Below are 26,612 nucleotides of genomic sequence, written 5' to 3'. Positions count from 1 at the left end.
CCGACGGACGGGCGAGGTCAGGCCTTGCGGCGACCGATCACCGCGGCGAGACCGCCGCCCACCGCGCCCAGGGCCAGCGCAGTGGGAACACCGATCTTGGCGGCCTTGCGTCCGGTGCGATAGTCGCGAATCTCCCAGCCGCGGTTCTTCGCCAGCTCACGCAGGTCCGGATCGGGGTTGATCGCGACGGCAGTACCGACGAGGGACAGCATCGGCACGTCGTTGTGGCTGTCCGAATACGCGGTGCACCGCTTGAGGTTGAGGCCTTCTCGTACGGCCAACGACCGCACCGCATGAGCTTTGCCGATGCCGTGCAGGATGTCGCCGACGAGACGGCCGGTGAAGACGCCGTCCTTACTCTCGGCGACAGTTCCCAGCGCGCCCGTCAGGCCCAGCCGCTTCGCGATGATCTGCGCCAGTTCGAGGGGAGTGGCGGTGACCAGCCACACCTGCTGACCTGCGTCGAGGTGCATCTGGGCGAGGGCACGGGTGCCCGCCCAGATCTTGTCGGCGATCATCTCGTCGTAGATTTCCTCGCCGAGCCGGCTCAGCTCGGCAGTGGGACGACCGGTGATGAACGAGAGCGCCTTCTCGCGGCCACTGGCCACGTCCTCGCTGTTCTCCTTGCCGCTGACCCTGAATTTGACTTGCTGCCAAGCGAATTGGGCGACGTCGCCCGTGGTGAAGTACTTTCGGGCGGCGAGCCCGCGCGCGAAGTGGATGATCGACGCGCCCTGCACCATGGTGTTGTCCACGTCGAAGAAGGCGGCTGCGGTCAGATCGCGGGGAACCGCTCCCTCGGACTCGACCTGCAGGGCGAGAGCGGCATCGGCGCTCGCTTCACCCGCGACGTTGGCGCGTACCTCCGCATCGGACGGGCCGAACGGATTGCGAATCCGGCGAATACGCCGCTTGCGCTGCTTGTCCCCGTCCGGATCGTTCGTGTCGACCATGTCGACATCGGGCGTGTCCTCGATCGGCAGGTCTGTGCCCCCGTCAGTCACCACGTCCACCTCCCTCGCCAGTACGTCACTCGCAGCCTAATGCGTGCGTCCGACACGAGCGTCGCACGACGGCACCTACCGACGATGAACAGTTCCCGACGCACCGCGCAGCTGTGACCTTCGTCTCTGTTGCCGGCATGTCAGAGTGGACGGATGGAAACGACTCCGTCCGGCGTGGCACTTCTCACCCGCGCAGGTTGCCATTCCTGCACCCACGCGTCCGCGGTGCTCCACGAGGTGTGCGCCGAATTCGGCGTCGCCGTGACGGTCATCGACGTGGACGAGGCCGCGGCCGAATCGCCTGACCTGCGCGCGGAGTACGGCGACCGAGTGCCCGTGGTGCTACTCGACGGTGTCGAGCACAGTTACTGGGAGGTCGACGTGCCCCGATTGCGGGCCGATCTGGGCCGGGCAGGGCACCCTAAGAACGTGTGATTGCTCTCCGTGTGCAGGTGAGGGCCGGTATGCGCAACTTTGTTCATTCGTTCACAAGCAGTTACCGTGGTGTGAACAGCATTCGTGAAATAGACACGAACGCAGGATCAGCGTGAAGACCGGCATCGACGCCGTTCGGACGAGGAGCCCCAGACGTGACCGAAGAGCGCCCGTCGCCCAGCGGCGTAGAGCGGGTCATCCCTCAGGCTACGGTCACTCGTCTGGCGACATACCTGCGGGTCCTCTCGATCCTTGCAGACGAAGGCGTTCTCATCGTCTCGAGTGAAGAGCTTGCCACCGCAGCAGGCGTCGGATCAGCGAAATTGCGCAAAGATCTCTCGTTCCTCGGACCCAACGGTGTGCGCGGAGTCGGTTACGACGTCGCGCGCCTGCGCGCCAAGATCGACAGTGCTCTCGGGCTCGACCGTGGCCACCGCGTCGTACTGGCCGGTGTGGGCAACCTCGGTCAGGCTCTCGCCGGATACGGCGGCTTCGCACGTCGCGGATTCACCATGGTCGGCCTGTTCGACAACGACCCCGCGCGAGTCGGCACCGAGGTCGAGGGACTCACCGTTCGGCATATCGACGAGCTCGAACACGCCTGCCGCGAACTCGAGGCGACCATCGGTGTCATCGCCACTCCCGACGAGGCCGTCCACCAGGTGGCGGGCCGGTTCGTTTCGGGCGGAGTCGAGTGCATCCTGAGCTTCTCGCCGATGGTGCTCGACGTCCCCGACCACGTCGAGGTACGCCGAGTGGACCTGGCCGTCGAGATGCAGGTTCTGTCCTTCAACAGCTCCCGCAACGTGTCCGGGCCGACGATCGTGACGGCCCCGGTGCCGACGCCCGTGTCGGCGTCGCCACTGCCTTCCACCTCGCGTCTGGGTCGCAGTCACGGCCCGCGCATCGCCGGTAATCCAAGCCCAGTCAACAGTTCGACAAGAAACGGATCGGTGATTGCACCGTGAGTGTCCTTCTCGTCGGGATATCGCACCGTAGCGCTCCCGTCGCAGTCCTCGAGCGTGTCGCCATCACGGACACCGATCGCCCGAAACTGACCGACAAACTGATGGCCAGCGGAAACATCTCCGAGGTCATGGTGGTCTCCACGTGCAACCGCGTCGAGATCTACGCGGTCGTCGACGCGTTCCACGGCGCACTGACCGCCGTCGGCGAAGTTCTCGGTGAGCACTCCGGCCTGGAAATCGCCGACCTGACCAAGCACGCCTACGTTCGGTACAGCGAGGCCGCCGTCGAGCACCTGTTCGCCGTGGCCAGTGGCCTGGACTCGATGGTCATCGGAGAGCAGCAGATCCTCGGCCAGATTCGATCGGCCTACGCCGCCTCGGACGGTCAGCAGGCATCGGGCCGCGTCATGCACGAACTCGCGCAGCAGGCTCTGCGAGTCGGCAAGCGCGTGCACAGCGAAACCGGCATCGACGCCGCCGGAGCCTCGGTGGTGTCCGTCGCTCTCGACCGCGCCGCAGACGTGTTCGGCGGCTCGCTCCGCGGCCGCACCGCGGTGGTCCTCGGCGCAGGAGCGATGGGCGGACTCGCCGTCGCACACCTGGGCCGCGCCGGAATCGACTCGCTGACCGTCGTCAACCGCACCCGCGAACGAGCCGACCACCTGGCCGAGAACGCCGTCTCGAACGGAATCACCGCCTCCTCGGTCGCGCTCGAGAACCTGGCCGACGCAGTAGCCGCCGCCGACATCCTCGTCACCTGTACCGGTGCGGTGGGGGCCGTCGTCTCCATCGCCGACGCCCACCTCGCACTCGCCCGCCGCGACGCAGACCGGCCGCTCGTGATCTGCGACCTGGGACTGCCGCGCGACGTCGACCCGGCCGTCTCCGGTCTGCCGGGCATCACCGTCTTCGACATGGAATCCCTGCAGCGCGACCCCGCTGCCGGAGCTGCCGCGAACGACGCGTCGGCCGCACGCGAAATCGTTTCCAATGAGCTCTCGGGTTACCTTGCGGGACAACGACTTGCCGAGGTCACCCCCACCGTCACAGCGCTGCGCCAGCGCGCCGCCGAGGTGGTCGAAGGGGAACTGCTGCGGCTCGAGTCGCGGCTGCCCGGGCTCGACTCCCCACAGCGTGACGAAGTGGCCCGCACCGTGCGCCGCGTCGTCGACAAGTTGCTGCATTCACCGACGGTGCGCGTCAAGCAGCTCGCCAGCACTCCCGGCGGAGATTCCTATGCTGCGGCGTTGCGCGAATTGTTCGAGCTCAGCCCCGGTTCGGTCGAGGCCGTGGCGACTCCGATGGAAATCGGTTCCCTGGAGTTGGTCGACGACTTCACGGCGAGCCGTACCGATCTTCGCCCCGGAACCACCGCCGAGGGGGATCAGGAATGACCGGCGTCGTCAAGATCGGTACTCGCGGAAGCCTTCTCGCGACCACTCAGGCCGATACGGTTCGGGTGGCTCTCGCAGCGGCGGGAGTCGAAGCCGAACTGGTGATCGTCAAGACCGCGGGCGACCTGTCGGCAGCACCGGTGCAGACCATCGGCGTCGGGGTGTTCACCGCGGCGTTGCGTGAGGCCCTGGCCGACGGCACCGTCGACATCGCCGTGCACTCGTACAAGGATCTGCCGACCGCCGCCGACGAGCGCTTCACCATCGCTGCCATTCCGGCGCGTGAAGATCCCCGAGATGCACTGGTGGCCCGCGACGGGCTCGTGCTCGGTGAGCTGCCCGCCGACGCGAAGGTGGGTACCTCCGCACCCCGCCGAATTGCTCAATTGCGTGCTCTCGGACAGGGATTGGACGTTCGACCCCTGCGTGGCAACCTCGACACCCGCATCGGCAAGGTGGCCTCGGGTGAGCTCGACGCCGTCATCGTCGCGCGGGCGGGACTGGCCCGTATCGGCAGGTTGGACGTAGTCACCGAAGCGCTGGATCCGGTGCAGTTGCTGCCGGCACCCGCGCAGGGTGCACTGGCCGTCGAATGTCGCAGTGGCGACACCGATCTCGCCGCCTCCATCGCCACACTGGACGATGCACATTCGCGGGCCGCAGTGGCCGCCGAACGCGGACTGCTCGCCGAACTCGAAGCCGGCTGCACCGCGCCGGTGGGTGCCATCGCCGAGGTCGTCGAGTCCATCGACGAGGACGGCCGCATCTTCGACGAGTTGTCGCTGCGCGGCTGCGTCGCGGCCATCGACGGCAGCGACACCATTCGCGCGTCGATCGTCGGGTCACCCGACCGGGCCGAGGAACTGGGCCGCGAACTGGCCCGCGAACTACTCGATCTCGGTGCACGCGAACTCGTTTCGGTCACCGAACCAGCACAGGGCGGATCTCATGTCTAGGGCAATAACGGCACCCGTTCGCGGACGCGCCAAACGCGCGGCGACCCGTCCCGTAGTGCGAAGAGAGTCGATCGCCACTGCCCGGCTGATTCCCAAACGGGGCACCGCAACCCCGATAGAACTGCAGTACCCATACAAGACAGCACTGGAGAACAACCGATGAGCCCAGTCCGCAAGAACACCAACGGACGGATCCTGTTCGTGGGATCCGGGCCCGGTGACCCGGCTCTGCTCACGGTCCGGGCACGGGAAGTGCTCGGAGCGGCCGAGCTCGCTTTCACCGATCCCGACGTCGACAAGGGTGTCACCGCTCTCGTCGGTGCCGACGTCCCTCGCGACGCCGAGACGGGTGAGAACGGGGTCGAGGTGCGCCCGGCACTGGGTGAGCCCGCCGAGGTCGCCAAAACCCTTCTCGCCGAAGCCAAGAACGGCCACGATGTGGTGCGTCTGGTCTCGGGAGATCCGCTGACCACCGACTCGGTGATCGCCGAGGTCAGTGCCGTGGCCCGCACTCACGTGCCGTTCGAGGTGCTGCCCGGTCTGCCTTCGGGCTCCGCGGTACCCAGTTACGCAGGCATGGCACTCGGCTCCGGCCACACCGAAGCGGACGTTCGCGGCGAGGTCGACTGGGCTGCACTCGCGGCTGCTCCCGGCCCGCTGGTGTTGCACGCCACGGCGGGACACCTGGCCGAGACCGCCAGTGCCCTCGTCGAACACGGCCTGGCACCGCAGACACCCGCAGCCATCACCGTGCGCGGCACCACCCGTCAGCAGCGCACCGTCGAGGCCACACTGGCCACCCTCAACGACGCGGGATCCGAGCTCGTCGGATCTCTGGTCGTCACCGTCGGCAAGGTCGTCTCCGGACGAAACAAGATGTCCTGGTGGGAGTCTCGCGCACTGTACGGCTGGACCGTGCTGGTGCCGCGCACCAAGGATCAGGCCGGCGAGATGAGCGAACGCCTCGTCACCCACGGGGCCATCCCCATCGAAGTTCCGACCATCGCCGTCGAGCCCCCGCGCAGCCCGGCTCAGATGGAACGGTCCGTCAAGGGCCTGGTCGACGGCCGCTACCAGTGGGTCGTGTTCACCTCGACCAACGCCGTTCGCGCGGTGTGGGAGAAGTTCGAGGAATTCGGCCTGGACGCGCGTGCGTTCTCCGGCGTCAAGATCGCCTGTGTCGGTGAGGCAACCGCGGCCAAGGTGCGCTCGTTCGGCATCAATCCCGAACTCGTTCCGTCGGGGGAGCAGAGCTCGCTCGGACTGCTCGAGGACTTCCCGCCGTACGACGAGGTCTTCGACCCGGTCAATCGAGTTCTGTTGCCGCGCGCCGACATTGCTACCGAGACGCTCGCCGAAGGGCTGCGCGAACGCGGCTGGGAGATCGACGACGTCACGGCCTACCGCACCGTCCGGGCAGCGCCGCCCCCCGCCGAGACCCGCGAGATGATCAAGACCGGTGGATTCGACGCGGTGTGCTTCACCTCGAGCTCCACCGTGCGGAACCTGGTCGGCATCGCAGGTAAGCCGCATGCTCGCACGCTCGTCGCGTGCATCGGCCCGAAGACCGCCGAGACGGCCGTCGAGTTCGGTCTGCGCGTGGACGTGCAGCCGGAGTCGGCTCAGGTCGGACCGCTGGTCGAGGCACTGGCAGAACACGCGGCTCGGCTGCGGGCCGAGGGTGCACTGCCGCCACCGCGCAAGAAGTCACGCAGGCGGTAAGAAGTCACGCAGGCGGTAAGAAGTCACGCAGGCGCTGAATGCGCCTCGTGCGCGTTGTGCGTAGCTCCGGCCACACACAACGCGCACGACGAACCAAGTGAGGCAGGTTCGCTTGTTCCCCACCGACCGTCCCCGACGCCTTCGCCGCACTCCGGCATTGCGCCGCCTCGTGGCCGAAACGTCGCTGCAGCCACGGCATCTGGTGTTGCCGATGTTCGTCGCCGACGGCATTTCCGAGCCCCGCGCGATCAGCTCGATGCCCGGAGTGTTCCAGCACACGCTGGACTCGCTGAGCAGGGCCGCCGAGGAAGCAGTCGCAGCCGGTGTCGGCGGCGTGATGTTGTTCGGTGTCCCCAAGGTCGAGGACAAGGACGAGAACGGTTCGGGGGCAACGGATCCCGACGGAATCCTCAACCGGGGCCTGGCCCGTCTCAAAGCCGATCTCGGTGACTCGACGGTCATCATGGCCGACACCTGCCTCGACGAGTTCACCTCGCACGGCCACTGCGGTGTGCTGAGCGAGAACGGCTCGATCGACAACGACGCGACGTTGCTGCGCTACGTCGACATGGCCGTCGCGCAGGCGGAATCCGGAGCGCACCTGCTCGGGCCGAGCGGCATGATGGACGGCCAGGTCGGTGCCATTCGTGCTGGACTCGATGCGGCCGGTCACGTCGAGGTGGGGCAGCTGGCGTATTCGGCCAAGTACGCGTCTGCGTTCTACGGACCGTTTCGTGAAGCGGTCGGCTCGTCGCTGCAGGGTGACCGTCGGACGTATCAGCAGGACGCGGCCAACCGCCGTGAGGCGACCCACGAGGTCGAGCTCGATCTTGCCGAGGGTGCCGACATGGTGATGGTCAAGCCGGCGATGTCGTATCTGGACATTCTCCGCGACGTGGCCGAGATGTCACCGGTTCCGGTTGCGGCGTACCAGATTTCGGGGGAGTATGCCATGATCACCGCCGCTGCCCAGAACGGGTGGATCGACCGGGACGCCGCGGTCCTCGAATCGCTCGTCGGCATCAGGCGCGCCGGTGCAGATGTCGTACTGACCTACTGGGCAACCGAAGTGGCGGGCTGGCTGTGAACGATTTTCCTCCGAGCAACAACGCGGACGGTAGCAATCCTGACAGCAACGTGCCGAACAATCCTCCGTTGCAACCGGACTGGCAGCGCTGGGAGCTCGAACACGGCTTCCCTCAGTCCGGTCCCGAGCTCGAGCCGTCCGCTCGCCCGGCACCGGTGGATGTGGAGACTGCCCGGCACCTGTGGTGGGGAGTTGCACTGATCGGTGCGATCTCGGCGATGTACTCGGTGTGGACGCTGTTCGGCGCACGCGCGGAATTCGCACAGTCTCTACTCGACGACCTCGCAGCACAGGGTGCGGCGGCGGACATGACCGTCGAATCCACGCAGTCGATGGTGACGGTGATGCTCGTCGTGACGCTGTTCGTCGTCGTGGGATTCGGTGCCCTGTTCCTGTTCTGGGTGAAGCGGATGCGTGCCGGCAAGATGTGGGCGCGCATGCTGCTGACCGTCATCGGCTCGATCACCGTGTTCACCACGATTCTCGACCTGTTCGCGATCGCATCGAGTACCGGTGCGATGAACATCGTCATGAGCGTGCTGAGCATCGGCCAAGGTGTGCTCGCTGCGGGTGCGATCTACCTGATGCACCGCAAGGAATCCAACGAGTACTTCCTGTCCTCGCGGAAGCGCTGATTTCGAGCGTGTTCCGCGCGCCGAGCCTGTCGGTGTGACTACCATCACTTTCGATAAACGTATCGAGTGATCGGATCGAACATGGCAGAGAACATTCCGGTGCCGCCCAGTCGTGCCCTCCCGGAGTCGATCGCGGCGGCCGAGAGCAACGCGTGTCCCGCCGAGAACGGCAGGCCCGGGTGGGCATTGCTCGGTCTGCTGCTCGCCGTGTCGGCGGCCATCGCCATCATGGCGCTGGGAATCTCTGCCGGCTGAACTCCGTGCCACCGCGCGGTGGCAGTATGTCGAGCGTGAGTGCTGACATTGACGAATCGATGGTTCGTCCCCGGGTGGTCTCCACCGCGTACTGGTTGTGGTTGGCGTCGGCGGTGATGCTGATCGTCGTCTGCATGATCGCGCTCACGTTGCCCGTCGATCAGATCCGCGCGTCGTTCACCGACGGCGGTGCGAGCGACGAACAGATCGACTCTTTTCTGACCGTGTTCCGAGGTCTCGGTGTCATCTTCGGCGTGGTCGGCCTGGCAGTGGGGCTGATGTCGGGCCCCGTCCGAGGTGGCGACCGACGGTTCCGACGGGCGTTGGTGGCGCTGTCCGGGGCCACCGCGCTGCTCTTGACCTTCGCCGCGCTCGTCTTCCCGTTCGTGTTGCTGATCATCACGATCGCACTGGTCGTTGCATCGGTGCTGGTGTATCGCCCGTCGGCGCGAGAGTGGTTCGTTCGTGAGCAATGATCTCGGCGGCACCGACCCCGTTCTGTTCCACGAGCCCGGTGGCCGTTGGCGCGCCCTGCTGTGGGGCCCCGCGTTCTGTCTGGTGGTGCTCGCAGTCGAGCTGGCGTCGGGACCGGTGATTCACTGGTTCGCCCTGGCGCTGTTCTCGCTCATTCTCGTCGGACTGACCTACGTACAGCTCCGCGCGGCCCGGATGCATGTCAGCGTCGAGCTGACCACCCGGCAGCTGCGCCAGGGGACCGAAACCGTCGACGTCGCCGAGATCACGGAGATCTTCCCGCCTGCCGAGTACGAGGACGGCGAATACGAGTCGAAGAAGTGGGAAACCGCACGCGTTCTCGGTGAGCTCTCGGGGGTGCCGCGCAAACGGCACGGCATCGGGCTGCGACTGGTCGGCGGCGGACTGGTGCAAGCGTGGGCAAAGGACGACGACGGTCTACGCGCCGCACTCGAGACGGCGAAGCAGGAGTACGTGTGAGGAAGTCCGTCGGCTGGGTGGAACTGGTCCTCGCAGTGGTCGCGGTGATCTGCGCGATGGTGTGCTGGAAGGCAGGCGTGCGCACCACCGAATTCGCCGCCGTTCCCGACGTGTCTCCGGCGTACACGGGCACGTACTACTCGGGGTCGTGGATTGCGGTCGCCGCCCTGGCGGTGATCGTCGGGGGACTGGTTGCCATCGATGGCGTCCGTCGCCTGCTGACGGACGAAACTCCCCATACCGGGTAGGGGTATGATCGACGGCATGAGCAGCTACAGCGCCGAACAGGACGACCTGCTGAAAAGACTGCGTCGCATCGAGGGGCAGGTGGCCGGCATTTCACGCATGGTCGCCGACGACCGGTACTGCATCGACGTTCTCACCCAGGTATCCGCGGTGACGAAGGCGTTGCAGTCCGTCTCGCTGAAGCTGCTCGACGCCCACCTCGCCGGGTGCGTCGTCGACGCCGCGCGGCAGGGCGGACCCGAAGCAGACGCGAAAGTCAAAGAGGCGTCCGAGGCCATTGCGCGTCTCGTTCGTTCCTGACCAGGCACAGGAGGTAACAAAATGCAGACGACCTACTCCGTCGAGGGTATGACGTGCGCGCATTGCGCAGCGTCGGTGAAGGAAGAAGTGTCCGAGGTTCCGGGCGTCACGGGCGTCGATGTGGACGTCGACACCGGAGCCGTTGTGATCAGCAGTGACGCGGAACTCGACGCTGCTGCCGTCGACGCCGCGATCGAAGAAGCCGGCTACCGAATCGCGTCCTGACTGCGTCGGCCATCTCCTCGGTGTGTTTATGATCGTGTGATACCGGTCATATCGGGCTGGTGGCCGATCGTCGTCAGGAGTGTGGATGAACAAGCTGGTGTCCAGTTCCGGAGTACTCGCCGCCAGCGTCTTCCTGACGCTGGCATGCTCGACGGGCGCGACGGCACAGGCCGATCCACTGCCCGACCTGACGGTCACCACCGTCCTCGACGGGCTGGCGAAACCGTGGGATGCCGTGGTTGCCCCCGACGGGACGGTGCTGACCGGCGAGCGAGCGGGGCGATTCGTCATTCGTGATGTCGGCGGTGCCACTCGCGAGCTCGACGCGGATCTCGGCGATCTCTACGCGTCGGGCGAGACAGGCCTGATGGGCATCGCACTGGCGACGGACTTCGCCACATCCAGAACCATTTACACCTGCCAGGGCGTGCAGGGTCAGGGAACAGGTGCCGGCAGTGCGGGCACCGGTAGTGCGGGCGGGGGCACCGACAACCACATCGCCGTGGTGTCGTGGACCGTCGACTCCGCATGGACCGAGTTGACGCGCACCGGCACACTCGTCGACGACATCCCCGTCGCCGACGGTGGTCGCCACGGCGGTTGCCGCATCTTGGCCCACCCCGACGGCACCCTGTACATCGGAACCGGCGACACCGCGTCGCCGTCGGTGCCGCAGGATCGAAACTCGTTGGGCGGCAAGGTGTTGCACATCAACGCCGATGGCTCGGCGGCGGCCGATGCACCCGGACGTGTCTTCACGCTCGGTCATCGGAACGTACAGGGGCTCGCGATACGGCCCGGCACTCAAGACATCTACGAGGTGGAGCAGGGAACCACCAGGGACGACGAACTCAACCTACTGGTCCCCGGCGGCAACTACGGCTACCGGCCGGATCGGCTGCCGTTCGTCTACGACGAGTCGGTGCCGATGACCGATCCCACCCGGGTGCCCGGGGCCCGCGCGGCGGTGTGGAGTTCGGGTAGCCCCACTATCGCGACGCCCGGCCTGACGTTCGCCAACGGCGCGGGATGGGGTTCCTGGAACGGTTCCGCAGTGGTGTCGAGTCAGCAGGGCGAGAAGCTCGTGTTCCTCAAGCTGTCCGAGGACGGCACGGACTACGTCGACGAAGCCGACGCCCTGGTGGGTACCTACGGTCGGCTGCGCTCGCTCACCAGCTTCGGAAGCGACGGAGCCTTCCTGCTCACCACGGACAACGGATCCGACGACAAGATTCTTCTCGTCACCCCTGCTGCCGACTGATGTGCGGCCCCGAGGTCGTCGAGTCTGTTCACCGCAGGATCGGACGTAGGGCGCTGTTCGGGTCGTTGGGGGCAGCTGCTCTGACGGTCGCGGCCGGCGGTGCTGCACGCGCCGCACCGGCGGTCGCAGCGGTGATCCCCGCAGGTCGACTGATCGATCTGACGCACACGTTGAGTCCGACGTTTCCGGTGTGGCCGGGTAACGAACCGTTCTCGATGCACCCGGTCGCCGCCTACGAGTTAGGCGGCTTCCTCGTCAACAAGCTCTCGTACTACGAGCACACGGGCACGCACATCGATGCCCCCGCGCATCGAGTGCGCGGCGGTGCGACGGCCGACATCCTGCCGCTGGAAGACCTGATCGCCCCGCTGGTCGTGCTGGACATCTCCGCGCGGGCCGCGTCGGATCCGGAATCGGTCGTGACGACCGAGGACATCGCCCGGTGGGAGCGCGAGCACGGACGGATACCCGATCGCGCACTGGTGGTCATGCACAGTCGATGGCAGGGCCGGCTCGCCGAACGTGCCGCACCCGGGTTCGGCGGTGACGCGGCACAGATGCTGGTGCGCGAGCGCAACGTCGTCGGAATCGGGGTCGACACGCTCAGTCTCGATCGGATGAACGACCGCGACTATCCAGCGCACACAGCGGTACTCGGCGCAGGCCGATACGGAGTGGAGGCACTGGCGAATCTGGATGCCGTGCCCCCGACAGGGGCCACGGTCGTCGTCGGCGCACCGAAGCACGCGGGCGCGACCGGTGGTCCCTGCCGGGTCTTCGCGATCTCTCCCGGCTGAACCCCGATTACGCGTCAGTGCGCGTGGCTGGGGTTTCCGGCCGGTTCTTCCTCGGTACCCGCTCCGGGCTCGCCGAGCATTGCTGCACCGACGAGAGCCTCGGGCACACCGAAGCCGTCGACCAGCAACTCCGCATGCGGACGCAGGGTGCGGCACCGCTCGTTGATCGCGCGAGTCACTGCCTTGGAGCGCTCGGTGGACAGGTAGCGATGCTCGATGAACCAGGCCTTGTCGTCCTCGATCACCGACAGGGCGTAGAGATCGCAGACCTCCTCGAGCAGGTCCTTGGTGGTCGCATCCTCACACGACTCGATACCGGCGATGAAGGCCTCGAAGATGATGCGGTCGATGTGGGCGCTCGCAGCGTGCAGAACGTGGTCCTGTACCGCGTTGAACGCGTCGAACGAACTGCTCTCCTTCGACTTCGACTGCAGACGGCGCGCGACCGTGGACAGCAGATACTCCTCACGATCCTCGAACATCTTGACCTGGGTGCCGCGGTTGAACAGCGACCCCTCCTCTTCGTTGTCCTGACGCCGATCGAGAATGGTCTGCATGATCGCCTGCGCCGCAGTGCGTTTGACGACGCGATCGCCGACCATGTCGGCTGCGAACTTGACCCACTCGACCGGGCTCATCGACTTCACGTCGTCGGCGTACGCGGTGAGCAGTTCCTTGGCCACCAACTGCGTGAGCACGTGGTTGTCGCCCTCGAAGGTGGTGAACACATCGGTGTCGGCCTTGAGTGAGATCAGCCGGTTCTCGGCCAGGTAGCCAGCGCCGCCACATGCCTCGCGTGCTTCCTGGATCGCGGCAGTGGCGTGCCAGGTGTTGGCGGCTTTGAGGCCGGCGGCACGCGACTCGAGCTCGCGCTGCTCCTCGGCATCCGGGTTGTCCGCAGTCTGCAGCTCGTGCATCTTCGACACCAGCTCGTTCTGCGCGAACTGCAGTGCGTACGACTTGGCGATGAGCGGGAAGAGTCGACGCTGATGCACCAGGTAGTCCATGATCAGCACTTCCTGATCGGAACCGGGGGCAGCGAACTGCCTGCGCTGCAACGCATATCGCGTCGCGATGTCGAGGGCGACACGAGCTGCGGCCGCAGCGCTGCCACCGACTGTGACGCGCCCGCGGATCAACGTGCCGAGCATCGTGAAGAACCGCCTGGACGGATTCTCGATGGGGGAGGTGTACGTGCCGTCGGCAGAGACGTCGGCATACTTGTTGAGCAGGTTGTCCCGCGGAATGCGGACATGGTCGAACATCAGTCGGCCGTTGTCCACGCCGGGGAGTCCGCCCTTGTACTGACAATCCGAGGTCGTCACGCCGGGGAGGTCGTCGCCGTTCTCGTCCCGGAGCGGCACGAAGAAGCAGTGCACGCCGTGGCCCTCGGGCTCCTCGCCCGGCCCTGCGGTGATCAGCTGCGCGAAGACGGCAGCGACGGTCGCAGTCTCGGCGGCACCACCGATGTAGTCCTTGCGGGAGGACGGAGTGGGTGAGTTGATCACGAACTCGTCGGTCTTCTGGTCGTACGTCGCCGTCGTCTCGAGGGACTGCACGTCACTGCCGTGTCCGGTCTCCGTCATGGCGAAGCAGCCCAGCAACTCGAGGTTGATGATCTTCGGTACGTACGCCTCGTGGTGACGCTCGGTACCCAGGTTCTCGATGGCACCGCCGAACAGTCCCCACTGGACCCCGGCCTTGACCATCAACGACAGGTCGCTCATCGCGAGCATTTCGATCATCGTCACCGCGGCACCGACGTCTCCGGTACCGCCGTGTTCCTTCTTGAATCCGTTGTCGGCAGCCCCGGCCGCGGCGAGAAGCTTGAGCTGCTCGAGCGCCTTGGTGCGGGCGATGACGGTGTTCGGTGTGTAATGCGGGCGGAACTCGTCGCGCGCGAGTTGCTTGCGCGCCTCGTTCTTCACATCACGCCAGCGGCCGTCCAGAGTGTTCCGAAGGTGATCCGTTGTGGTTGCCATACTCGACGGTAACCTTTTGCCGCGGCCCGTGAGGCCCGGAACTTCAGACCGGCCAGACGAATTCTCGGAACACGGCCCGGAAGGTCCGCCAGAAGCCGGATCTGCCGTAGGGACCGTCGTGGAACAGCGACGCGCAGTTGTCCTCCATGGCCCTGGTCACCAGGGGACTGAAGTCGGTGAACTCGCAGACCAGGAACTCTTTGAAGCCCGTCGGCCACGCCTGCTGAGCCGGTTCGTGTTGTGCCTCCACGGGCACGAGTGTAATCCAGCGGTAACACCGGTGTTACAAATCCCACTCACTTCAACAGAGCGAAAGCTTCCTGCGCAACCAGGAACGCGTAGCTGGACGGGATCAGGTCGATGGCACCGTCCGCCCGGAACTGCTCGGTGACGATCCAGTCCTGCCCCGAGGCGTCGGTTGTCAGGAACGCCGCTGCGAGGTCGCCAGGAGCGTTTCCGCCTTTGAAGCCGGAGTACGGCCAGCGAGCGGGATCGAGCTGCACACCCGGGGTGATGGCCAGGATCCGACGGTTCTCCTCCGCCGACGGGCCGGTCGCCAGGTACCCCACGGCCGCACACACGTCCTGCGCGTTGGCGAACCACTCCACGCCGTCGGCCGATGCCGGGTTGTCGAGAAAATTCTCGAAGTCGATGTCCAGCGGCCGGGAATCGGCTTGCTCGAGGAGCTGCTCGCGAGCGTCGGCGTCCGCGTCCGCCCATTCGGAACGAAGGTTCGGATTCCCGAATCCGATGACGAAGAACTGTCGGGTGTCCATCATCGGCGTCATCGCCGCGGGATCGTGATGACCCATCGTGGCGAGCTGAGCCTCGACGCGGCCCCGACCGAGGCGTTCCATCAGCAGGTCCGTGGCGGTGTTGTCGGACAGCGAGATCATCTTCTCCGCGGCCTCGCGTACCGACACCGTCGTGCCGTCGCGGCGGTTCTGCAGCTCACCCGATGGCGCACTCTTGTTCTCGTCGCGGATGGTGAGCTGCTCGTCCCATCGCACGCTGCCCGCCTCGATCTCGTCGGTTAGCGCACCGAGAACGTACAGCTTGAACACCGATCCCAGCGGAAGCATCGCGTCGGCATTGACCGAGTACACCGACTCGCACTCACCGCCGTTCAGACGAGACGCGCTGTAGGAGTAATTCGGAGCCACCTTCGACAGGGCGGCATCGAGCTCGTCGAAGGACGAGATCTTCGGAGTTTCCGGACTGGCCAGAATGCCGTCGAGCGTGCCGTCGGCACCGAGGGAGGTGGTGATCGTGGCCGGAATGCCGGCGGTGGTGAAGCGAAGAACGGCGCTGTCCGGTCCGGCCTCGAAACCCGTCGCCACGTTCGGCGCGCCGGCGCGCAACTGCTCGAGAGGGGTGACGAGCCCGCCCATCGGCTCGAGTGCTGCCGCCAGCTCCGCGCCGGTGACGGCGTCCACCGCCGCCGGATCCGGGGCGGCGTCGGCGTTGATCCACTGCAGAATTCGGTCGTTGATCTCGCCCAGCGGCGTCGAGGTGTCGATCGCGAACGCCGGTGCCGTGGTGGTCGTGGGCGTCGGCGTTTCGGACGGTCCCCCGCAGGCGGACAGCGTCAGAGTTACGGCCACGACCACCCCTGCCAGTCTCGTCACGGTGCGCGTCGTCATGTCGCAATGCTAAAGGATTCGGACATTTCGCCACCCGCCCAGTCTCGGTACGTCCGGTCGGGTGCTGTGGCAGTGTGCTCTGGCGTGCTGACTTCAGACGACGTCCGTCGAATAGATTCCGAGCATCTCTGGCATCCCTACAGCGGGTTTCCGTCGACGACGACACCGTTGGTCGTCGACAGCGCGTCCGGGGTTCGACTGACGTTGGCCGACGGCCGCCAACTCGTCGACGGGATGAGTTCGTGGTGGGCGGCGGTGCACGGCTACCGGCATCCGGTGCTGGACGCGGCAGCGCGAGACCAGCTCGACCGCATGAGTCACGTGATGTTCGGAGGCCTCACTCATGCGCCCGCGGCGCGATTGGCGGAGCTGCTGGTCTCGATCACCCCGGCCGGGCTGGACAAGGTGTTCCTCGCAGATTCCGGGTCCGTGTCCGTCGAAGTCGCGGTGAAGATTGCATTGCAGTACTGGCGTGGGCGGGGTGAGAACGGGCGAACGAAGTTGCTGACGTGGCGGGGCGGCTATCACGGGGACACGTTCGCGCCGATGAGTGTCTGCGATCCGGACGGCGGGATGCACAGGTTGTGGACCGGTGTGCTGGCGCAGCAGGTGTTCGCGCCCGCGCCACCCGCCGCGTCCGATGCGGCGGGTATCGCCGCCTACGTCGCCGAGTTCGAGCAGGTGCTCGCGGCGCATGCGAACGACGTGGCCGCGATCATCGTCGAGCCGATCGTGCAGGGTGCCGGCGGAATGCGCTTCCACGACGCACGTCTGCTGGTCGCACTACGCCGACTCGCGGACGAGTACGGCGTGCTGTTGATCTTCGACGAGATCGCCACCGGGTTCGGCCGCACCGGTGAGCTGTTCGCCGCCGATCACGCGGGCATCGCACCCGACATCATGTGTGTAGGCAAGGCGTTGACCGGCGGCTACATGACGCTGGCGGCGACGCTGTGCACCACCGAGGTGGCCGAGACGGTGTCGAGCGGTGAGGCGGGCGGTCTGATGCACGGGCCCACGTTCATGGGCAATCCGCTGGCCTGCGCGATCGCGGTGGCGTCGGTGGAGCTGCTGCTCTCGCGCGATTGGCGCGCCGAGGTCGCCGCCGTCGCAGGCGTGCTGACCGAGCGGCTCGAGCCGGCCCGGTCGATCCCGGGCGTGGCCGACGTGCGCGTGCTCGGCGGAATCGGGGTGATCGAACTGACCGGCGCGGTCGACATGGCACGTGCGACGGCCGTCGCCGTGGACGCAGGTGTGTGGCTGCGGCCGTTCGGCAGGTTGGTCTATGCGATGCCGCCGTATGTCTGTGCCGATGCCGATGTGGCAGCCATTGCCGACGCCATGGTGGCGGTGGCGCACGACCATACTTGAACACCCATACTTGAACACTGTTCAAGTATGGTCGTGGACATGAGTGCACTCGATTGGCTCGACGCCGCCGCATACGACCGTCGCGCGGCCGGGCTCGAGCGCGTCGTCCACGCTCGCAGTCCCGAGGATTCGACACTTGACCTGGCGTCGAACGATTACCTCGGCCTGTCTCGACATCCGCACGTCGTCGACGCGGCCTGCGCGGCCACGCGTCGGTGGGGCACCGGGTCCACCGGATCTCGACTGGTCACCGGCACGACCACCGCCCACGAACAGCTCGAGCAGGACCTTGCCGACTTCGTCGGTGCCGAGACCGGACTGGTCTTCTCGTCCGGCTACACCGCCAATCTCGGAGTCGTCACCGCGCTCGCCGACCGCGACTCCGTCGTGATCTCGGACGCCGCGTCGCACGCGTCGTTGATCGATGCCTGCCGTCTGTCTCGGGCGCGGGTGGCCGTGGCGCGGCATCGCGACGTCGAGCACGTCGAGCAGTTGCTCCGCGAACGAACGGAATCTCGCGCGCTCGTGGTGACCGACTCGATCTTCAGCGCCGACGGCGACCTCGCGCCGCTGCACGAGCTGTACGCGGCCTGCCGGAGATGGAACGCGGTGCTGATCGTCGACGAAGCCCACGGGCTGGGCGTCCGAGGTAACGATGGGCGCGGTGCCGTGCACGACGCCGGTGTGGCGGGACTGCCGGACCTGGTGATCACCGCGACGCTGTCCAAGGCGCTCGGATCGCAGGGCGGGGTGGTGCTCGGGCCGGCGGCGGTACGGCACCAGGTACTGCACAGTGCGCGCAGCTTCGTCTTCGATACCGCACTCGCCCCGGCCGCGGTCGGCGCGGCATCGGCAGCGCTGGCGGTGCTGCGCAGCGAACCCGATCGGGTCGCTGCGATCGGTCGGCGGGCAGGGCAATTGGCGGTGGCCGCCGGTGTATCGCCGACGGCGTCGGCAGTGGTTCCGGTAGTACTCGGCGACGCCGTGCGTGCCGTCCGCGCGGCCGGGGAGTGTCTTGACCTGGGCGTGCGCGTCGGGTGCTTTCGGCCGCCGTCGGTTCCTTCGAACGCATCTCGGCTGCGATTGACCGCACGTGCCGACCTCAGCGACATCGATATCGACCGTGCCACGTCCGTTCTCTCGACGGTGTTGCGTGCGGCGGTGTCGGGATGACGGTCCTTCTCGTCACCGGAACGTCGACCGGCGTCGGCAAGACCGTGGTGACCGCGGCGCTCGCGGCCGCAACCCGGGCACATGGACGGACGGTGGCGGTGTGCAAACCGGCGCAGACCGGAGTCGGTGACGACGGCCTGGACGAGTCGGATATGGATGTGGTGGAACGTCTTTCGGGAGTCCGCGGAATCGAGCTGGCGCGGTACCCCGAGCCACTCGCGCCCGATGTCGCAGCACGCCGTTCGGGTCGGTCGATGCTCGAACTCGACCACGTCGTCGACGCGGTGCGAGGGCTCGAAGAGGCCCATGATCTCGTCGTGGTCGAGGGTGCGGGCGGGGTAGCGGTGCGCCTGGGTGCCGGCGGGTTCACCGCACTCGATGTCGCCGGTGCCGTCGGCGCATCGGTCCTGATCGTGGCAGGGGTGGAGCTGGGGACGCTCAACCACAGCGCGCTGACCGTCGCCGCGGTGCGCGCAGCGGGTGTGACATGTGTGGGGTTGGTAATCGGATCTTGGCCGGCCGAACCCGATCTGGCGGCGCGGGTCAACGTGGAGGAGTTGCCGGTCGTGACGGGCGTCGAGCTGCTGGCGTGTGTGCCGAACGGGGCCGCCGCGCTGGACGAGAAGGACTTCGGTGCGCTCGCCTGTACGAAGTTCGGCGAGTTTGCCGGCTCATTACTCGGGTAACCGGCTCGGAACGTCTGCCACTTCGGCAGTCGGAACAGATCGGGAGTTCCATCATGAGCACCGCAGTGTGGATCATCGTTGCAGTAGTAGTCGTAGTGTTGGTCGTTGCCGTCGCCCTGGTTGTGGCACGCAAGGGCAAAGAGCGAAAGAGGCTGGAAGCGAACCACCTTCGCGAGAAGGCGGCCGATCAGGCGACCGTCGTCGAGGAGCGTGAACTGCAGGCCCGCGAGAGCGAGGCCAAGGCACGCCGCGCCCAGGCGGAGGCGGACGTCAAAGCTGCCGAGGCAGAGAAACTTGCTCAGCAGGCCCAGTCTCACCAGGGAGTCGCGGCGGCATCACGCGACGAAGTGAACTCACAGTTCGAGCGCGCGAACCACATCGATCCGGATGTGAAGGGCGACCGCAAGGTGACCGGTGACCACAACGTCGGCCGCGACGCGGGCGCGGATCGGGACTTCGGTGCGCAGCACAACGCGAATGTCGATCGGAACGCGAACTTCGATCGGAACGCGAGTACCGACCGGTCCGAGGCAGGACAGCATGGCGTGACCGGTAATCCGGACTTGCCCCCGACGGCAGCCCGGCACGAGCGGAACTAGCTCGTCGAGGTATTGGGCAGTTCGAGTTCGACCACGTCGTTCTCGCCCAGGTTCGGACGCTCATGGGTGACCTTCGCCTTGGCGTAGGCCAGCAGGGTCGACACCTTCGAGCCCGGGGTGGACCAGTACTCGGCACCTTCGGCGGCCACGTGGATCAGAGCGACCTCACGTGAATCGGGGTTCTTCTCGAACCACGCGGCCGCCCGAGAATTCCACAGCTCCTCCGCCTTGGCCTTGTTCTCGACGACCGCAGCAGTACCGGACAGCGACACCCAGCCCTGACCGGATTGGAACGAGACGTTGACCGTCGGGTCGGCGGCGATGTCGCGTACCTTTCTGGAGTCCTGCGCTGCGAAAAACCACAGGTCCCCGTCGAACTCCGCCTCCTGCAGTGCCATCGGACGCGAGATGAGGTGGCCGTCCCGGCCCACGGTGGTGAACATGCACAGTCCGGCTTCGGACATCAATTCGGCGACCTTGGTGACGCCATCGGTGTTTGTCATCGAAAGTAAATACCCGGGGCGGGGGTCTTCAATCGCCGAAACCAGGCCGACTCCCTGTTTCGGCGATTATTACGCCCTGTAGTTGGTGATTTCGCAGAACCTGGGACACTGGAAGTCGTGACTGTTCCTGACGGCAACGACGCCCCCGTATCGGCCCAACTCTTCGCCCGCGCGAGCACAGTGATTCCAGGTGGCGTCAACTCTCCGGTGCGTGCGTTCGCATCGGTCGGCGGCACTCCACGCTTCATCACGCAGGCCAGCGGATACACGATGACCGACGCGGACGGGAAGTCCTACGTCGACCTCATCTCGTCCTGGGGTCCGATGATCCACGGACACGCGCATCCGGCCATCGTCGAGGCAGTCCAGAAGGCGGCCGCAACCGGACTGTCGTTCGGCGCACCCACCGAGCGCGAAATCGAACTCGCCGAGGAAATCGTGCGCCGCGTCGGCCCCGTCGACCAGGTTCGCCTTGTGAATTCGGGCACAGAGGCCACGATGAGCGCGGTGCGTCTGGCGCGCGGCTTCACCGGCCGCACCAAGATCCTCAAATTCTCCGGCTGCTACCACGGCCACGTCGACGCCCTGCTGGCCGACGCGGGCTCGGGACTGGCCACCTTCGGACTGCCGACGTCACCCGGAGTGACCGGCGCTCAGGCATCGGACACCATCGTCGTTCCCTACAACGACCTCGACGCCGTCACCGCCGCGTTCGACGCCAATCCCGGCGAGATCGCGTGCATCATCACCGAAGCGGCCGCGGGCAACATGGGCGCGATCCCGCCGGTCACCGGCTTCAACGAGGGACTACGCCGACTTGCGACCGAGCGCGGCGCATTGCTGATCATGGACGAGGTGATGACCGGGTTCCGTGTCAGCGCCGCAGGCTGGTACGGCATCGACGGTGTCGCCGGCGACCTCTACACCTTCGGCAAGGTCATGTCCGGCGGGCTGCCGGCCGCAGCATTCGGTGGCCGCGCGGACGTCATGGCCTACCTCGCACCGGCCGGGCCGGTGTACCAGGCGGGCACCCTCAGCGGAAACCCCGTCGCCGTCGCTGCCGGTCTGACGAGCCTGCAACTGGCCGACGCCGCCGTCTACGAGAAGCTGCAGACCAACTCACAGCGACTCGGAACACTGCTCGGCGATGCTCTCACCGCCGAAGGCGTCCACCACCACGTGCAGTTCGCGGGCACTATGGTGAGTGTGTTCTTCGCCGATGGACCCGTCACCGACTACGCGCAGGCCAAGGCTGCCCAGACGTGGCGCTACCCGGCGTTCTTCCACGCGTTCCTCTCTCGCGGGGTGTACCCGCCGCCGAGCGCATTCGAGGCATGGTTCGTCTCGGCTGCGCTCGACGACCGAGCTTTCGAGATCATCGCCGACGCGGCCCCGGCCGCCGCGAAGGCTGCGGCAGCCGCTGTAGCACCACTGTGACGTCCACTCAGAAGTGATCACCACCCGACTAGCGAGAAACAGGACCCCGACGTGACCGAGGCCCCCGCAACACACCCGCACTCGACGACGCGCACCATCGTGCACGTCCTCCGGCACGGCGAGGTGCACAACCCCAAGGGCATCCTCTACGGGCGGTTGCCCGGCTTCAAGCTGTCGGTCACCGGCCAGTCCCAGGCCAAGGCCGTCGCAGATGCGCTCGCCGGTCACGACATCACGCACGTCGTCGCGTCGCCGCTGCAACGCGCCCAGGAGACTGCTGCCCCGATCGCGGCAGCCCACGGCCTGACGGTGTCCGAGGACGAGAACCTCATCGAGGCGGGTAACGAGTTCGAGGGGCTGCGCGTTGCTGTCGGCGACGGAGCCTTGCGTAGGCCTCGGCACTGGTGGAAGCTGCGCGACCCGTTCACCCCGTCCTGGGGCGAGCCGTATCTGCAGATCGCACACCGCATGCTCGCCGCCGTCAACGCGGCCAGAGTCGCAGCCGTCGGGCACGAGGCCGTCTGCGTGAGCCACCAACTCCCGGTCTGGACGCTGCGCCGGTTCCTCCAGGGCGACCGGCTCTGGCACGACCCGCGCAATCGCCAGTGTGGACTCGCATCGCTGACGTCACTGGTCTACGAGGGCGATCAGCTCGTCGATCTCGTCTACTCCGAGCCAGCAGGAGCATCCGACCCGAGGATCACCGGTGCGTAGGTTACTGCTCGCGGTTTCCGCTGTGGCCCTCGTCGCCGGCTGTTCGACCGGCACCGACGCGGTTGCTCAGGGCGGAACCTTCCAGTTCGTCTCGCCCGGCGGAAAGACCGAAATCTTCTACGATCCGCCGTCCGACCGCGGCGCACTCGGCGAACTCTCCGGGCCCGACCTCATGACCGAGGGCAAGACGACCTCGCTGTCGGACTACGAGGGTGACGTCGTCGTCCTCAACGTCTGGGGTCAGTGGTGCGGACCGTGCCGCGGAGAAGCGGACGACCTCGAGAAGGTCTACGAGTCCACCAAGGCCTCCGGCGTCGAATTCCTCGGCATCAACGTGCGCGACGAATCACAGACCGCAGCACAGGATTTCGTCGTCAGCAACAACGTCACGTACTCCTCGATCTACGACCCGCCGATGCGCACCCTGACCGCGCTCGGTGGCGTTCCGACCTCCGTCATTCCGACGACCATCGTGCTCGATCGACAGCACCGCGTGGCCGCAGTGTTCCTGCGTGAACTGCTCGTCGAGGACCTGCAGCCCGTCGTCGAGCGCGTGGCAGCCGAGGAGCCTGTGCAGCCGTGAGCGAGATGTACCTAGCCGGCGTCGGCGCGAGTTTCCAGGAAGCTGCGGCCTCCGGGCCGCTGATCCTGGCCCTCGGAGCCTGCGTCCTGGCCGGGCTCGTCTCCTTCGCGTCACCGTGCGTCGTACCGCTGGTTCCGGGATATCTGTCGTACCTCGCCGGGGTCGTCGGAGCCGACGCACCGGCGGTCAGCGCCGACGAAGCGGCCGTCAAGACGAAGGTGCGCAGCGGTCGGCTGCGCGTCGCGGGAGCCGCGGGGCTGTTCGTCCTCGGATTCACCGTGGTGTTCGTTCTCGCCACCGCGTCGGTGTTCGGCGCAATTTCGGTGCTGGCGATCAACCGCGAACTGCTCATGCGAATCGGCGGCGTCGTCACCATCGCCATGGGCCTGGTGTTCGTCGGACTGATTCCCGCGCTGCAGCGCGACGTGCGGTTCGAGCCGAAGCAGATCGGCTCCCTCGCCGGAGCGCCCTTGCTCGGGGGAGTGTTCGCACTCGGCTGGACCCCGTGCCTCGGGCCCACCCTCGCCGGCGTCATCTCGCTCGCCGCAGGCACCGACGGTGCCACGGCTGCCCGCGGAGTCACCCTCATCGTGGCGTACTGCCTCGGTCTGGGATTGCCGTTCGTGATCCTCGCGTTCGGATCGGTCAGCGCACTGCGAGGCGTCGGCTGGCTACGTACACACGCACGACAGGTACAGGTGTTCGGCGGAATCATGTTGATAGCGGTAGGAATCGCACTGGTCACCGGTGCCTGGGATCAATTCGTCGGCTGGGTGCGCGACGCCTTCGTCTCCGATGTGGTGTTGCCGATATGACCGCCGAGACCGAGGAGCGGACAGAAGCGTCGCCGCCGCACAAGCAATCCGTACTCGGTAAGGCCGTGGCCGTGGTGCGCAACACCTGGCGCGGGCTCACCAGTATGCGGACCGCGCTGGTGCTGCTGTTCCTGCTGGCCTTCGCCGCCGTGCCCGGAGCCCTGGTACCGCAACGCAGCCTCAACGCGGGCAAGGTCGACCAATACATCGCCGACCGTCCGACACTCGGCCCCATCATGGACAAGCTCGAACTGTTCGACGTGTTCGGCAGCTTCTGGTTCACCGCGATCTACGCACTGCTGTTCGTCTCCCTGATCGGCTGCATCCTGCCGCGGTGCATCGAGCACGCAAAACAGTTGCGTACCAAGCCCGTTCGTGCGCCGCGGAACCTCTCGCGCCTGCCGCACCACACCCGGTACGACGTCGACGGCGCACCCGAGGAGATCGCAGCCCAGGTTCGTACTCAGCTGCGTGGGTGGCGCGTCGCGCAACGGTCCGAGGGCAGTGGGGCAGTGACGCTCTCGGCGGAGAAGGGCTACGTTCGCGAACTCGGCAACCTCGTGTTCCACCTCTCGCTCGTCGGACTGTTGGCCGCGATCGCCATGGGCAAGCTGCTCGGCTACGAGGGAAACCGCATCGTCATCGCCGACGACGGCCCCGGATTCTGTACCTCCACGCCTGCCAACTACGACTCGTTCCGGGCGGGCAACCTCGTCGACGGCACCGACCTCGAGCCGTTGTGCTTGCGAGTCAAGGATTTTCAGGCGGACTACCTCGACAACGGCCAGGCGGAAATGTTCACCTCGAACATCCAGTACCAGGCCGGCGAAGATCTGGCGAACAACGACTGGCAGGACGACCGACTGCAGGTCAACCATCCGCTGCGGGTCGCGGGCGACCGCGTCTACCTGCAGGGCCACGGCTACGCGCCCACGTTCACGGTGACGTTCCCGAACGGCGAGACCCGCACCGACACCATCCAATGGCAGCCGACGGACGCCACCACATTCCTCTCCAGCGGGGTACTTCGAGTCGACCCACCCGGTGGCCTCTACCCCGACGCGCTGGACCGGCGTAAGAACCAGATCGCCATCGAAGGACTGTTCGCCCCGACGGCGTCGTTCCATGGCAGTCTGCTGTCGTCGAGCTTCCCGGCGATGAACGACCCGGCCGTCGCCATCGACATCTACAAAGGCGACACCGGACTCGACACCGGACTCCCGCAGTCCATCTTCTCGCTCGATCAGGAAATGATCGCCCAGGGCAGGCTCGTCAAGCAGGACCGCGTCAACCTCATGCCCGGGGAATCGGCCACACTCAGCGACGGCACCGTCGTGAGATTCGACGGGGCGAAGGAATTCGTCAACCTGCAGGTCTCGCACGACCCGGCTCAGACCTGGGTCCTGGTGTTCGCGCTGACGATGATGGGCGGACTGCTCGTCTCACTGGTGATCAAACGTCGCAGAATCTGGGTCCGACTCACCGCCGACGACGACTCACGACGTACTGTAGTAGAACTCGGCGGACTTGCACGCACCGATCAGGCGGGGTGGGGCGAAGAGTTCGACCGCCTGTGCACCCGCCTGCTCGGCGACACCTCGAAACAGGAGAACTGACCGATGCCGATCAACGAGACACTCTCGCAGTACAGCGACTGGTCGTTCGAATCAGCCTTCACCATTTACGTGCTCGCATTTGTCCTGCTCATCGCTCAGTACGCCTCCGCCAAGGCGACGGCCGCTCAGGCCAAGGAACTCGTCGGTGCCGGAGCCCCCGTGACCGCGTCGTCGGTGGCTGCGTCCTCCGGCCCGGGACGCGTTATCGAGGCACCCAAGCGCCCGCTGTCCGAACGCCTCGCAGGTATGGGCTTCGCGCTGCTCGCACCGGCCCTCGTCCTACACATCGCCTCGGTCGTGCTCCGCGGATTCGCCACCCACCGATTCCCGCTGGGCAACATGTACGAGTTCGTCACCATGGCAACCGCTGCCGCAGCACTGACCTCCGTGGTGGTGCTGCGCAAGAAGACGATGCGCCCGATGCTGGTGTTCGTCCTCGCACCCATCATCGTGCTGATGTTCTTCGCCGCCACCAAGCTCTACGCAGACGCCGCACCCGTCGTCCCGGCGCTGCGCTCCTACTGGCTGCCCATCCACGTCACCATCGTCAGCGTCGGCAGCGGCATCCTGCTGGTCTCCGGTGTCGCGAGCCTGCTGTTCCTGCTGCGCATCAAACAGCCCCTGGGCGAGGAGAGCGTGGGATTCTGGGGCCGCTTCGCCTCCAAGCTTCCTGACGCCCAAGCCCTCGACCGACTCGCCTACAAGACGACCATCGTCGCCTTCCCGCTGTTCGGAGCCGGCGTCATCCTCGGCGCGATCTGGGCCGAGGCCGCATGGGGACGTTTCTGGGGCTGGGACCCCAAAGAAACGATGTCCTTCATCACGTGGATCATCTACGCCGCTTACTTGCACGCCCGCGCCACCTCCGGCTGGCGAAACACCCGCGCCGCGTGGATCAACGTCGGTGGATTCACTGCCATGCTGTTCAACCTCTTCATCATCAACATGGTCGTCTCCGGTCTGCACAGCTACGCAGGACTGAACTGACCTCTGCGCGTTCCACACGCTCCGCTGCCGACGCGCAGCTGGTAGCGTCCGATCCGGCTCGATGGGGGAGACATCCGAGCCGGCACTCGACGCGGGACGCACACTGGGGGGAAATCGGTCATGGCCGATCGGCACGGAAACAATTGGCAACCCGTCCGACCGATGGACGACGACGAACCCCCGAACACGCCTGAGCCGGTGGTGACCGAGACACCGGTTGTCGGGTCTGCCGAGGTTGGGGAAGTTTCGGGGGTTGCGGGGTCT

The 26,612-nt window shown here is 66.4% G+C and carries 30 protein-coding genes; 25 read left to right on the top strand and 5 right to left on the bottom strand.

Annotated elements, in window-relative coordinates; all coding sequences use genetic code 11:
* Positions 1-17: 17 nt before the first annotated feature.
* Positions 18-953, bottom strand: a complete 936-nt coding sequence (locus CH266_RS08285) for an HAD family hydrolase (RefSeq protein ID WP_045840673.1) — start codon at positions 951-953, stop codon at positions 18-20.
* 204 nt (positions 954-1,157) lie between these two features.
* On the opposite strand from CH266_RS08285, the gene CH266_RS08280 reads away from it, so the two are divergent.
* The 15 genes from CH266_RS08280 (at position 1,158) to CH266_RS08210 (ending at position 12,239) form a co-directional block, all read left to right on the top strand.
* Positions 1,158-1,439: a glutaredoxin family protein gene (locus tag CH266_RS08280; protein WP_027498351.1), complete on the top strand. Its 282-nt coding sequence runs from the start codon at positions 1,158-1,160 to the stop codon at positions 1,437-1,439.
* A gap of 155 nt (positions 1,440-1,594) precedes the next feature.
* Positions 1,595-2,407: a redox-sensing transcriptional repressor Rex gene (locus tag CH266_RS08275; RefSeq protein ID WP_045840647.1), complete on the top strand. Its 813-nt coding sequence runs from the start codon at positions 1,595-1,597 to the stop codon at positions 2,405-2,407.
* On the top strand, positions 2,404-3,801 hold the full coding sequence (locus CH266_RS08270; RefSeq protein ID WP_032365215.1) for a glutamyl-tRNA reductase: 1,398 nt from the start codon (positions 2,404-2,406) through the stop codon (positions 3,799-3,801). The genes CH266_RS08275 and CH266_RS08270 overlap by 4 nt, the downstream gene beginning before the upstream one ends.
* A complete protein-coding gene (hemC, locus tag CH266_RS08265) occupies positions 3,798-4,757 on the top strand; it encodes a hydroxymethylbilane synthase (protein WP_027498348.1) in 960 nt (319 codons plus the stop codon). Before CH266_RS08270 ends, hemC begins: the two co-directional genes overlap by 4 nt.
* 159 nt (positions 4,758-4,916) lie before the next feature.
* Positions 4,917-6,479: a uroporphyrinogen-III synthase gene (locus CH266_RS08260; RefSeq protein ID WP_094715079.1), complete on the top strand. Its 1,563-nt coding sequence runs from the start codon at positions 4,917-4,919 to the stop codon at positions 6,477-6,479.
* 112 nt (positions 6,480-6,591) lie between these two features.
* Positions 6,592-7,566 (top strand): porphobilinogen synthase, encoded by a 975-nt coding sequence (hemB, locus tag CH266_RS08255; protein ID WP_027498346.1) that lies wholly within the window; start codon positions 6,592-6,594, stop codon positions 7,564-7,566.
* On the top strand, positions 7,563-8,201 hold the full coding sequence (locus tag CH266_RS08250) for a hypothetical protein (RefSeq protein ID WP_255175870.1): 639 nt from the start codon (positions 7,563-7,565) through the stop codon (positions 8,199-8,201). The genes hemB and CH266_RS08250 overlap by 4 nt, the downstream gene beginning before the upstream one ends.
* Before the next feature lie 81 nt (positions 8,202-8,282).
* Entirely contained in the window at positions 8,283-8,456 is a 174-nt protein-coding gene (locus CH266_RS25350) for a hypothetical protein (protein WP_155288423.1), read from the top strand.
* A 35-nt stretch (positions 8,457-8,491) separates the two neighbouring features.
* Entirely contained in the window at positions 8,492-8,932 is a 441-nt protein-coding gene (locus CH266_RS08240) for a hypothetical protein (RefSeq protein WP_027498344.1), read from the top strand.
* Complete coding sequence (locus tag CH266_RS08235) at positions 8,922-9,410, top strand: hypothetical protein (protein ID WP_094715078.1); 489 nt, start codon at positions 8,922-8,924, stop codon at positions 9,408-9,410. Before CH266_RS08240 ends, CH266_RS08235 begins: the two co-directional genes overlap by 11 nt.
* The gene (locus tag CH266_RS08230) at positions 9,407-9,658 is read left to right on the top strand and encodes a hypothetical protein (protein WP_069973073.1); all 252 of its coding nucleotides are present in this window, start codon (positions 9,407-9,409) and stop codon (positions 9,656-9,658) included. The genes CH266_RS08235 and CH266_RS08230 overlap by 4 nt, the downstream gene beginning before the upstream one ends.
* Positions 9,659-9,674: 16 nt before the next feature.
* Positions 9,675-9,956 (top strand): metal-sensitive transcriptional regulator, encoded by a 282-nt coding sequence (locus CH266_RS08225; RefSeq protein WP_027498342.1) that lies wholly within the window; start codon positions 9,675-9,677, stop codon positions 9,954-9,956.
* A gap of 21 nt (positions 9,957-9,977) precedes the next feature.
* A complete protein-coding gene (locus CH266_RS08220) occupies positions 9,978-10,181 on the top strand; it encodes a heavy-metal-associated domain-containing protein (protein ID WP_027498341.1) in 204 nt (67 codons plus the stop codon).
* An 85-nt stretch (positions 10,182-10,266) separates the two neighbouring features.
* Entirely contained in the window at positions 10,267-11,442 is a 1,176-nt protein-coding gene (locus CH266_RS08215; protein ID WP_057472736.1) for a PQQ-dependent sugar dehydrogenase, read from the top strand.
* On the top strand, positions 11,442-12,239 hold the full coding sequence (locus CH266_RS08210; protein WP_094715077.1) for a cyclase family protein: 798 nt from the start codon (positions 11,442-11,444) through the stop codon (positions 12,237-12,239). Before CH266_RS08215 ends, CH266_RS08210 begins: the two co-directional genes overlap by 1 nt.
* Before the next feature lie 14 nt (positions 12,240-12,253).
* Here the strand turns inward: CH266_RS08210 and CH266_RS08205 are convergent, their stop codons facing one another.
* From CH266_RS08205 to CH266_RS08195, 3 genes are read right to left on the bottom strand one after another with little or no spacing between them, the layout of a single operon-like run.
* Positions 12,254-14,221, bottom strand: coding sequence for an acyl-CoA dehydrogenase family protein (locus CH266_RS08205; RefSeq protein WP_094715076.1), 1,968 nt, complete (start codon positions 14,219-14,221; stop codon positions 12,254-12,256).
* 43 nt (positions 14,222-14,264) lie between these two features.
* A complete protein-coding gene (locus CH266_RS08200; protein WP_027498338.1) occupies positions 14,265-14,471 on the bottom strand; it encodes a hypothetical protein in 207 nt (68 codons plus the stop codon).
* A gap of 46 nt (positions 14,472-14,517) precedes the next feature.
* Complete coding sequence (locus CH266_RS08195; RefSeq protein ID WP_094715075.1) at positions 14,518-15,864, bottom strand: serine hydrolase; 1,347 nt, start codon at positions 15,862-15,864, stop codon at positions 14,518-14,520.
* A 72-nt stretch (positions 15,865-15,936) separates the two neighbouring features.
* On the opposite strand from CH266_RS08195, the gene CH266_RS08190 reads away from it, so the two are divergent.
* From CH266_RS08190 to CH266_RS08175, 4 genes are read left to right on the top strand one after another with little or no spacing between them, the layout of a single operon-like run.
* Entirely contained in the window at positions 15,937-17,235 is a 1,299-nt protein-coding gene (locus CH266_RS08190; protein ID WP_094715230.1) for an adenosylmethionine--8-amino-7-oxononanoate transaminase, read from the top strand.
* 39 nt (positions 17,236-17,274) lie between these two features.
* The gene (locus CH266_RS08185; protein WP_094715229.1) at positions 17,275-18,408 is read left to right on the top strand and encodes an 8-amino-7-oxononanoate synthase; all 1,134 of its coding nucleotides are present in this window, start codon (positions 17,275-17,277) and stop codon (positions 18,406-18,408) included.
* Entirely contained in the window at positions 18,405-19,094 is a 690-nt protein-coding gene (bioD, locus tag CH266_RS08180; protein ID WP_032369765.1) for a dethiobiotin synthase, read from the top strand. Before CH266_RS08185 ends, bioD begins: the two co-directional genes overlap by 4 nt.
* 53 nt (positions 19,095-19,147) lie before the next feature.
* The gene (locus tag CH266_RS08175; RefSeq protein ID WP_094715074.1) at positions 19,148-19,693 is read left to right on the top strand and encodes a hypothetical protein; all 546 of its coding nucleotides are present in this window, start codon (positions 19,148-19,150) and stop codon (positions 19,691-19,693) included.
* On the opposite strand, the gene CH266_RS08170 is transcribed toward CH266_RS08175, so the two are convergent.
* Positions 19,690-20,196, bottom strand: coding sequence for a pyridoxamine 5'-phosphate oxidase family protein (locus tag CH266_RS08170; protein WP_032365223.1), 507 nt, complete (start codon positions 20,194-20,196; stop codon positions 19,690-19,692). The genes CH266_RS08175 and CH266_RS08170 overlap by 4 nt on opposite strands.
* Positions 20,197-20,313: 117 nt before the next feature.
* Here CH266_RS08170 and hemL point away from each other — a divergent pair, with 117 nt between their 5' ends.
* The 6 genes from hemL to ccsB are packed head-to-tail and all read left to right on the top strand — an operon-like array spanning position 20,314 to position 26,348.
* Complete coding sequence (hemL, locus tag CH266_RS08165; protein WP_032365224.1) at positions 20,314-21,633, top strand: glutamate-1-semialdehyde 2,1-aminomutase; 1,320 nt, start codon at positions 20,314-20,316, stop codon at positions 21,631-21,633.
* 51 nt (positions 21,634-21,684) lie between these two features.
* Positions 21,685-22,347: a histidine phosphatase family protein gene (locus CH266_RS08160; protein ID WP_027498332.1), complete on the top strand. Its 663-nt coding sequence runs from the start codon at positions 21,685-21,687 to the stop codon at positions 22,345-22,347.
* Positions 22,340-22,930 carry a TlpA disulfide reductase family protein gene (locus CH266_RS08155; protein ID WP_094715073.1) on the top strand — a complete coding sequence of 197 codons (591 nt, stop codon included), beginning with the start codon at positions 22,340-22,342 and terminating at the stop codon, positions 22,928-22,930. The genes CH266_RS08160 and CH266_RS08155 overlap by 8 nt, the downstream gene beginning before the upstream one ends.
* A 5-nt stretch (positions 22,931-22,935) precedes the next feature.
* Entirely contained in the window at positions 22,936-23,745 is an 810-nt protein-coding gene (locus CH266_RS08150) for a cytochrome c biogenesis CcdA family protein (RefSeq protein ID WP_094715228.1), read from the top strand.
* Entirely contained in the window at positions 23,742-25,361 is a 1,620-nt protein-coding gene (resB, locus tag CH266_RS08145; protein ID WP_032390391.1) for a cytochrome c biogenesis protein ResB, read from the top strand. Before CH266_RS08150 ends, resB begins: the two co-directional genes overlap by 4 nt.
* 3 nt (positions 25,362-25,364) lie before the next feature.
* Positions 25,365-26,348: a c-type cytochrome biogenesis protein CcsB gene (ccsB, locus tag CH266_RS08140; protein ID WP_032375566.1), complete on the top strand. Its 984-nt coding sequence runs from the start codon at positions 25,365-25,367 to the stop codon at positions 26,346-26,348.
* The last annotated feature ends 264 nt before the right edge of the window (positions 26,349-26,612 follow it).

Source organism: Rhodococcus sp. 06-1474-1B (assembly GCF_002258885.1).
In the GTDB taxonomy this organism is placed as follows: domain Bacteria; phylum Actinomycetota; class Actinomycetes; order Mycobacteriales; family Mycobacteriaceae; genus Rhodococcoides; species Rhodococcoides fascians.
The sequence above is the reverse complement of the archived record's forward strand: the minus strand, read 5'-3'. Positions and strand labels throughout refer to the sequence as shown.

What these genes read in the sequence shown, in the direction of transcription:
- CH266_RS08285 (WP_045840673.1), bottom strand. Translation starts at nt 953, where the DNA reads ATGGTCGACACGAACGATCCGGACGGGGACAAGCAGCGCAAGCGGCGT.
- CH266_RS08280 (WP_027498351.1), top strand. Translation starts at nt 1,158, where the DNA reads ATGGAAACGACTCCGTCCGGCGTGGCACTTCTCACCCGCGCAGGTTGC.
- hemC (WP_027498348.1), top strand. Translation starts at nt 3,798, where the DNA reads ATGACCGGCGTCGTCAAGATCGGTACTCGCGGAAGCCTTCTCGCGACC.
- CH266_RS08260 (WP_094715079.1), top strand. Translation starts at nt 4,917, where the DNA reads ATGAGCCCAGTCCGCAAGAACACCAACGGACGGATCCTGTTCGTGGGA.
- CH266_RS25350 (WP_155288423.1), top strand. Translation starts at nt 8,283, where the DNA reads ATGGCAGAGAACATTCCGGTGCCGCCCAGTCGTGCCCTCCCGGAGTCG.
- CH266_RS08225 (WP_027498342.1), top strand. Translation starts at nt 9,675, where the DNA reads ATGAGCAGCTACAGCGCCGAACAGGACGACCTGCTGAAAAGACTGCGT.
- CH266_RS08220 (WP_027498341.1), top strand. Translation starts at nt 9,978, where the DNA reads ATGCAGACGACCTACTCCGTCGAGGGTATGACGTGCGCGCATTGCGCA.
- CH266_RS08215 (WP_057472736.1), top strand. Translation starts at nt 10,267, where the DNA reads ATGAACAAGCTGGTGTCCAGTTCCGGAGTACTCGCCGCCAGCGTCTTC.
- CH266_RS08210 (WP_094715077.1), top strand. Translation starts at nt 11,442, where the DNA reads ATGTGCGGCCCCGAGGTCGTCGAGTCTGTTCACCGCAGGATCGGACGT.
- CH266_RS08205 (WP_094715076.1), bottom strand. Translation starts at nt 14,221, where the DNA reads ATGGCAACCACAACGGATCACCTTCGGAACACTCTGGACGGCCGCTGG.
- CH266_RS08195 (WP_094715075.1), bottom strand. Translation starts at nt 15,864, where the DNA reads ATGACGACGCGCACCGTGACGAGACTGGCAGGGGTGGTCGTGGCCGTA.
- CH266_RS08185 (WP_094715229.1), top strand. Translation starts at nt 17,275, where the DNA reads ATGAGTGCACTCGATTGGCTCGACGCCGCCGCATACGACCGTCGCGCG.
- bioD (WP_032369765.1), top strand. Translation starts at nt 18,405, where the DNA reads ATGACGGTCCTTCTCGTCACCGGAACGTCGACCGGCGTCGGCAAGACC.
- CH266_RS08175 (WP_094715074.1), top strand. Translation starts at nt 19,148, where the DNA reads ATGAGCACCGCAGTGTGGATCATCGTTGCAGTAGTAGTCGTAGTGTTG.
- CH266_RS08170 (WP_032365223.1), bottom strand. Translation starts at nt 20,196, where the DNA reads ATGACAAACACCGATGGCGTCACCAAGGTCGCCGAATTGATGTCCGAA.
- CH266_RS08150 (WP_094715228.1), top strand. Translation starts at nt 22,936, where the DNA reads ATGTACCTAGCCGGCGTCGGCGCGAGTTTCCAGGAAGCTGCGGCCTCC.
- resB (WP_032390391.1), top strand. Translation starts at nt 23,742, where the DNA reads ATGACCGCCGAGACCGAGGAGCGGACAGAAGCGTCGCCGCCGCACAAG.
- ccsB (WP_032375566.1), top strand. Translation starts at nt 25,365, where the DNA reads ATGCCGATCAACGAGACACTCTCGCAGTACAGCGACTGGTCGTTCGAA.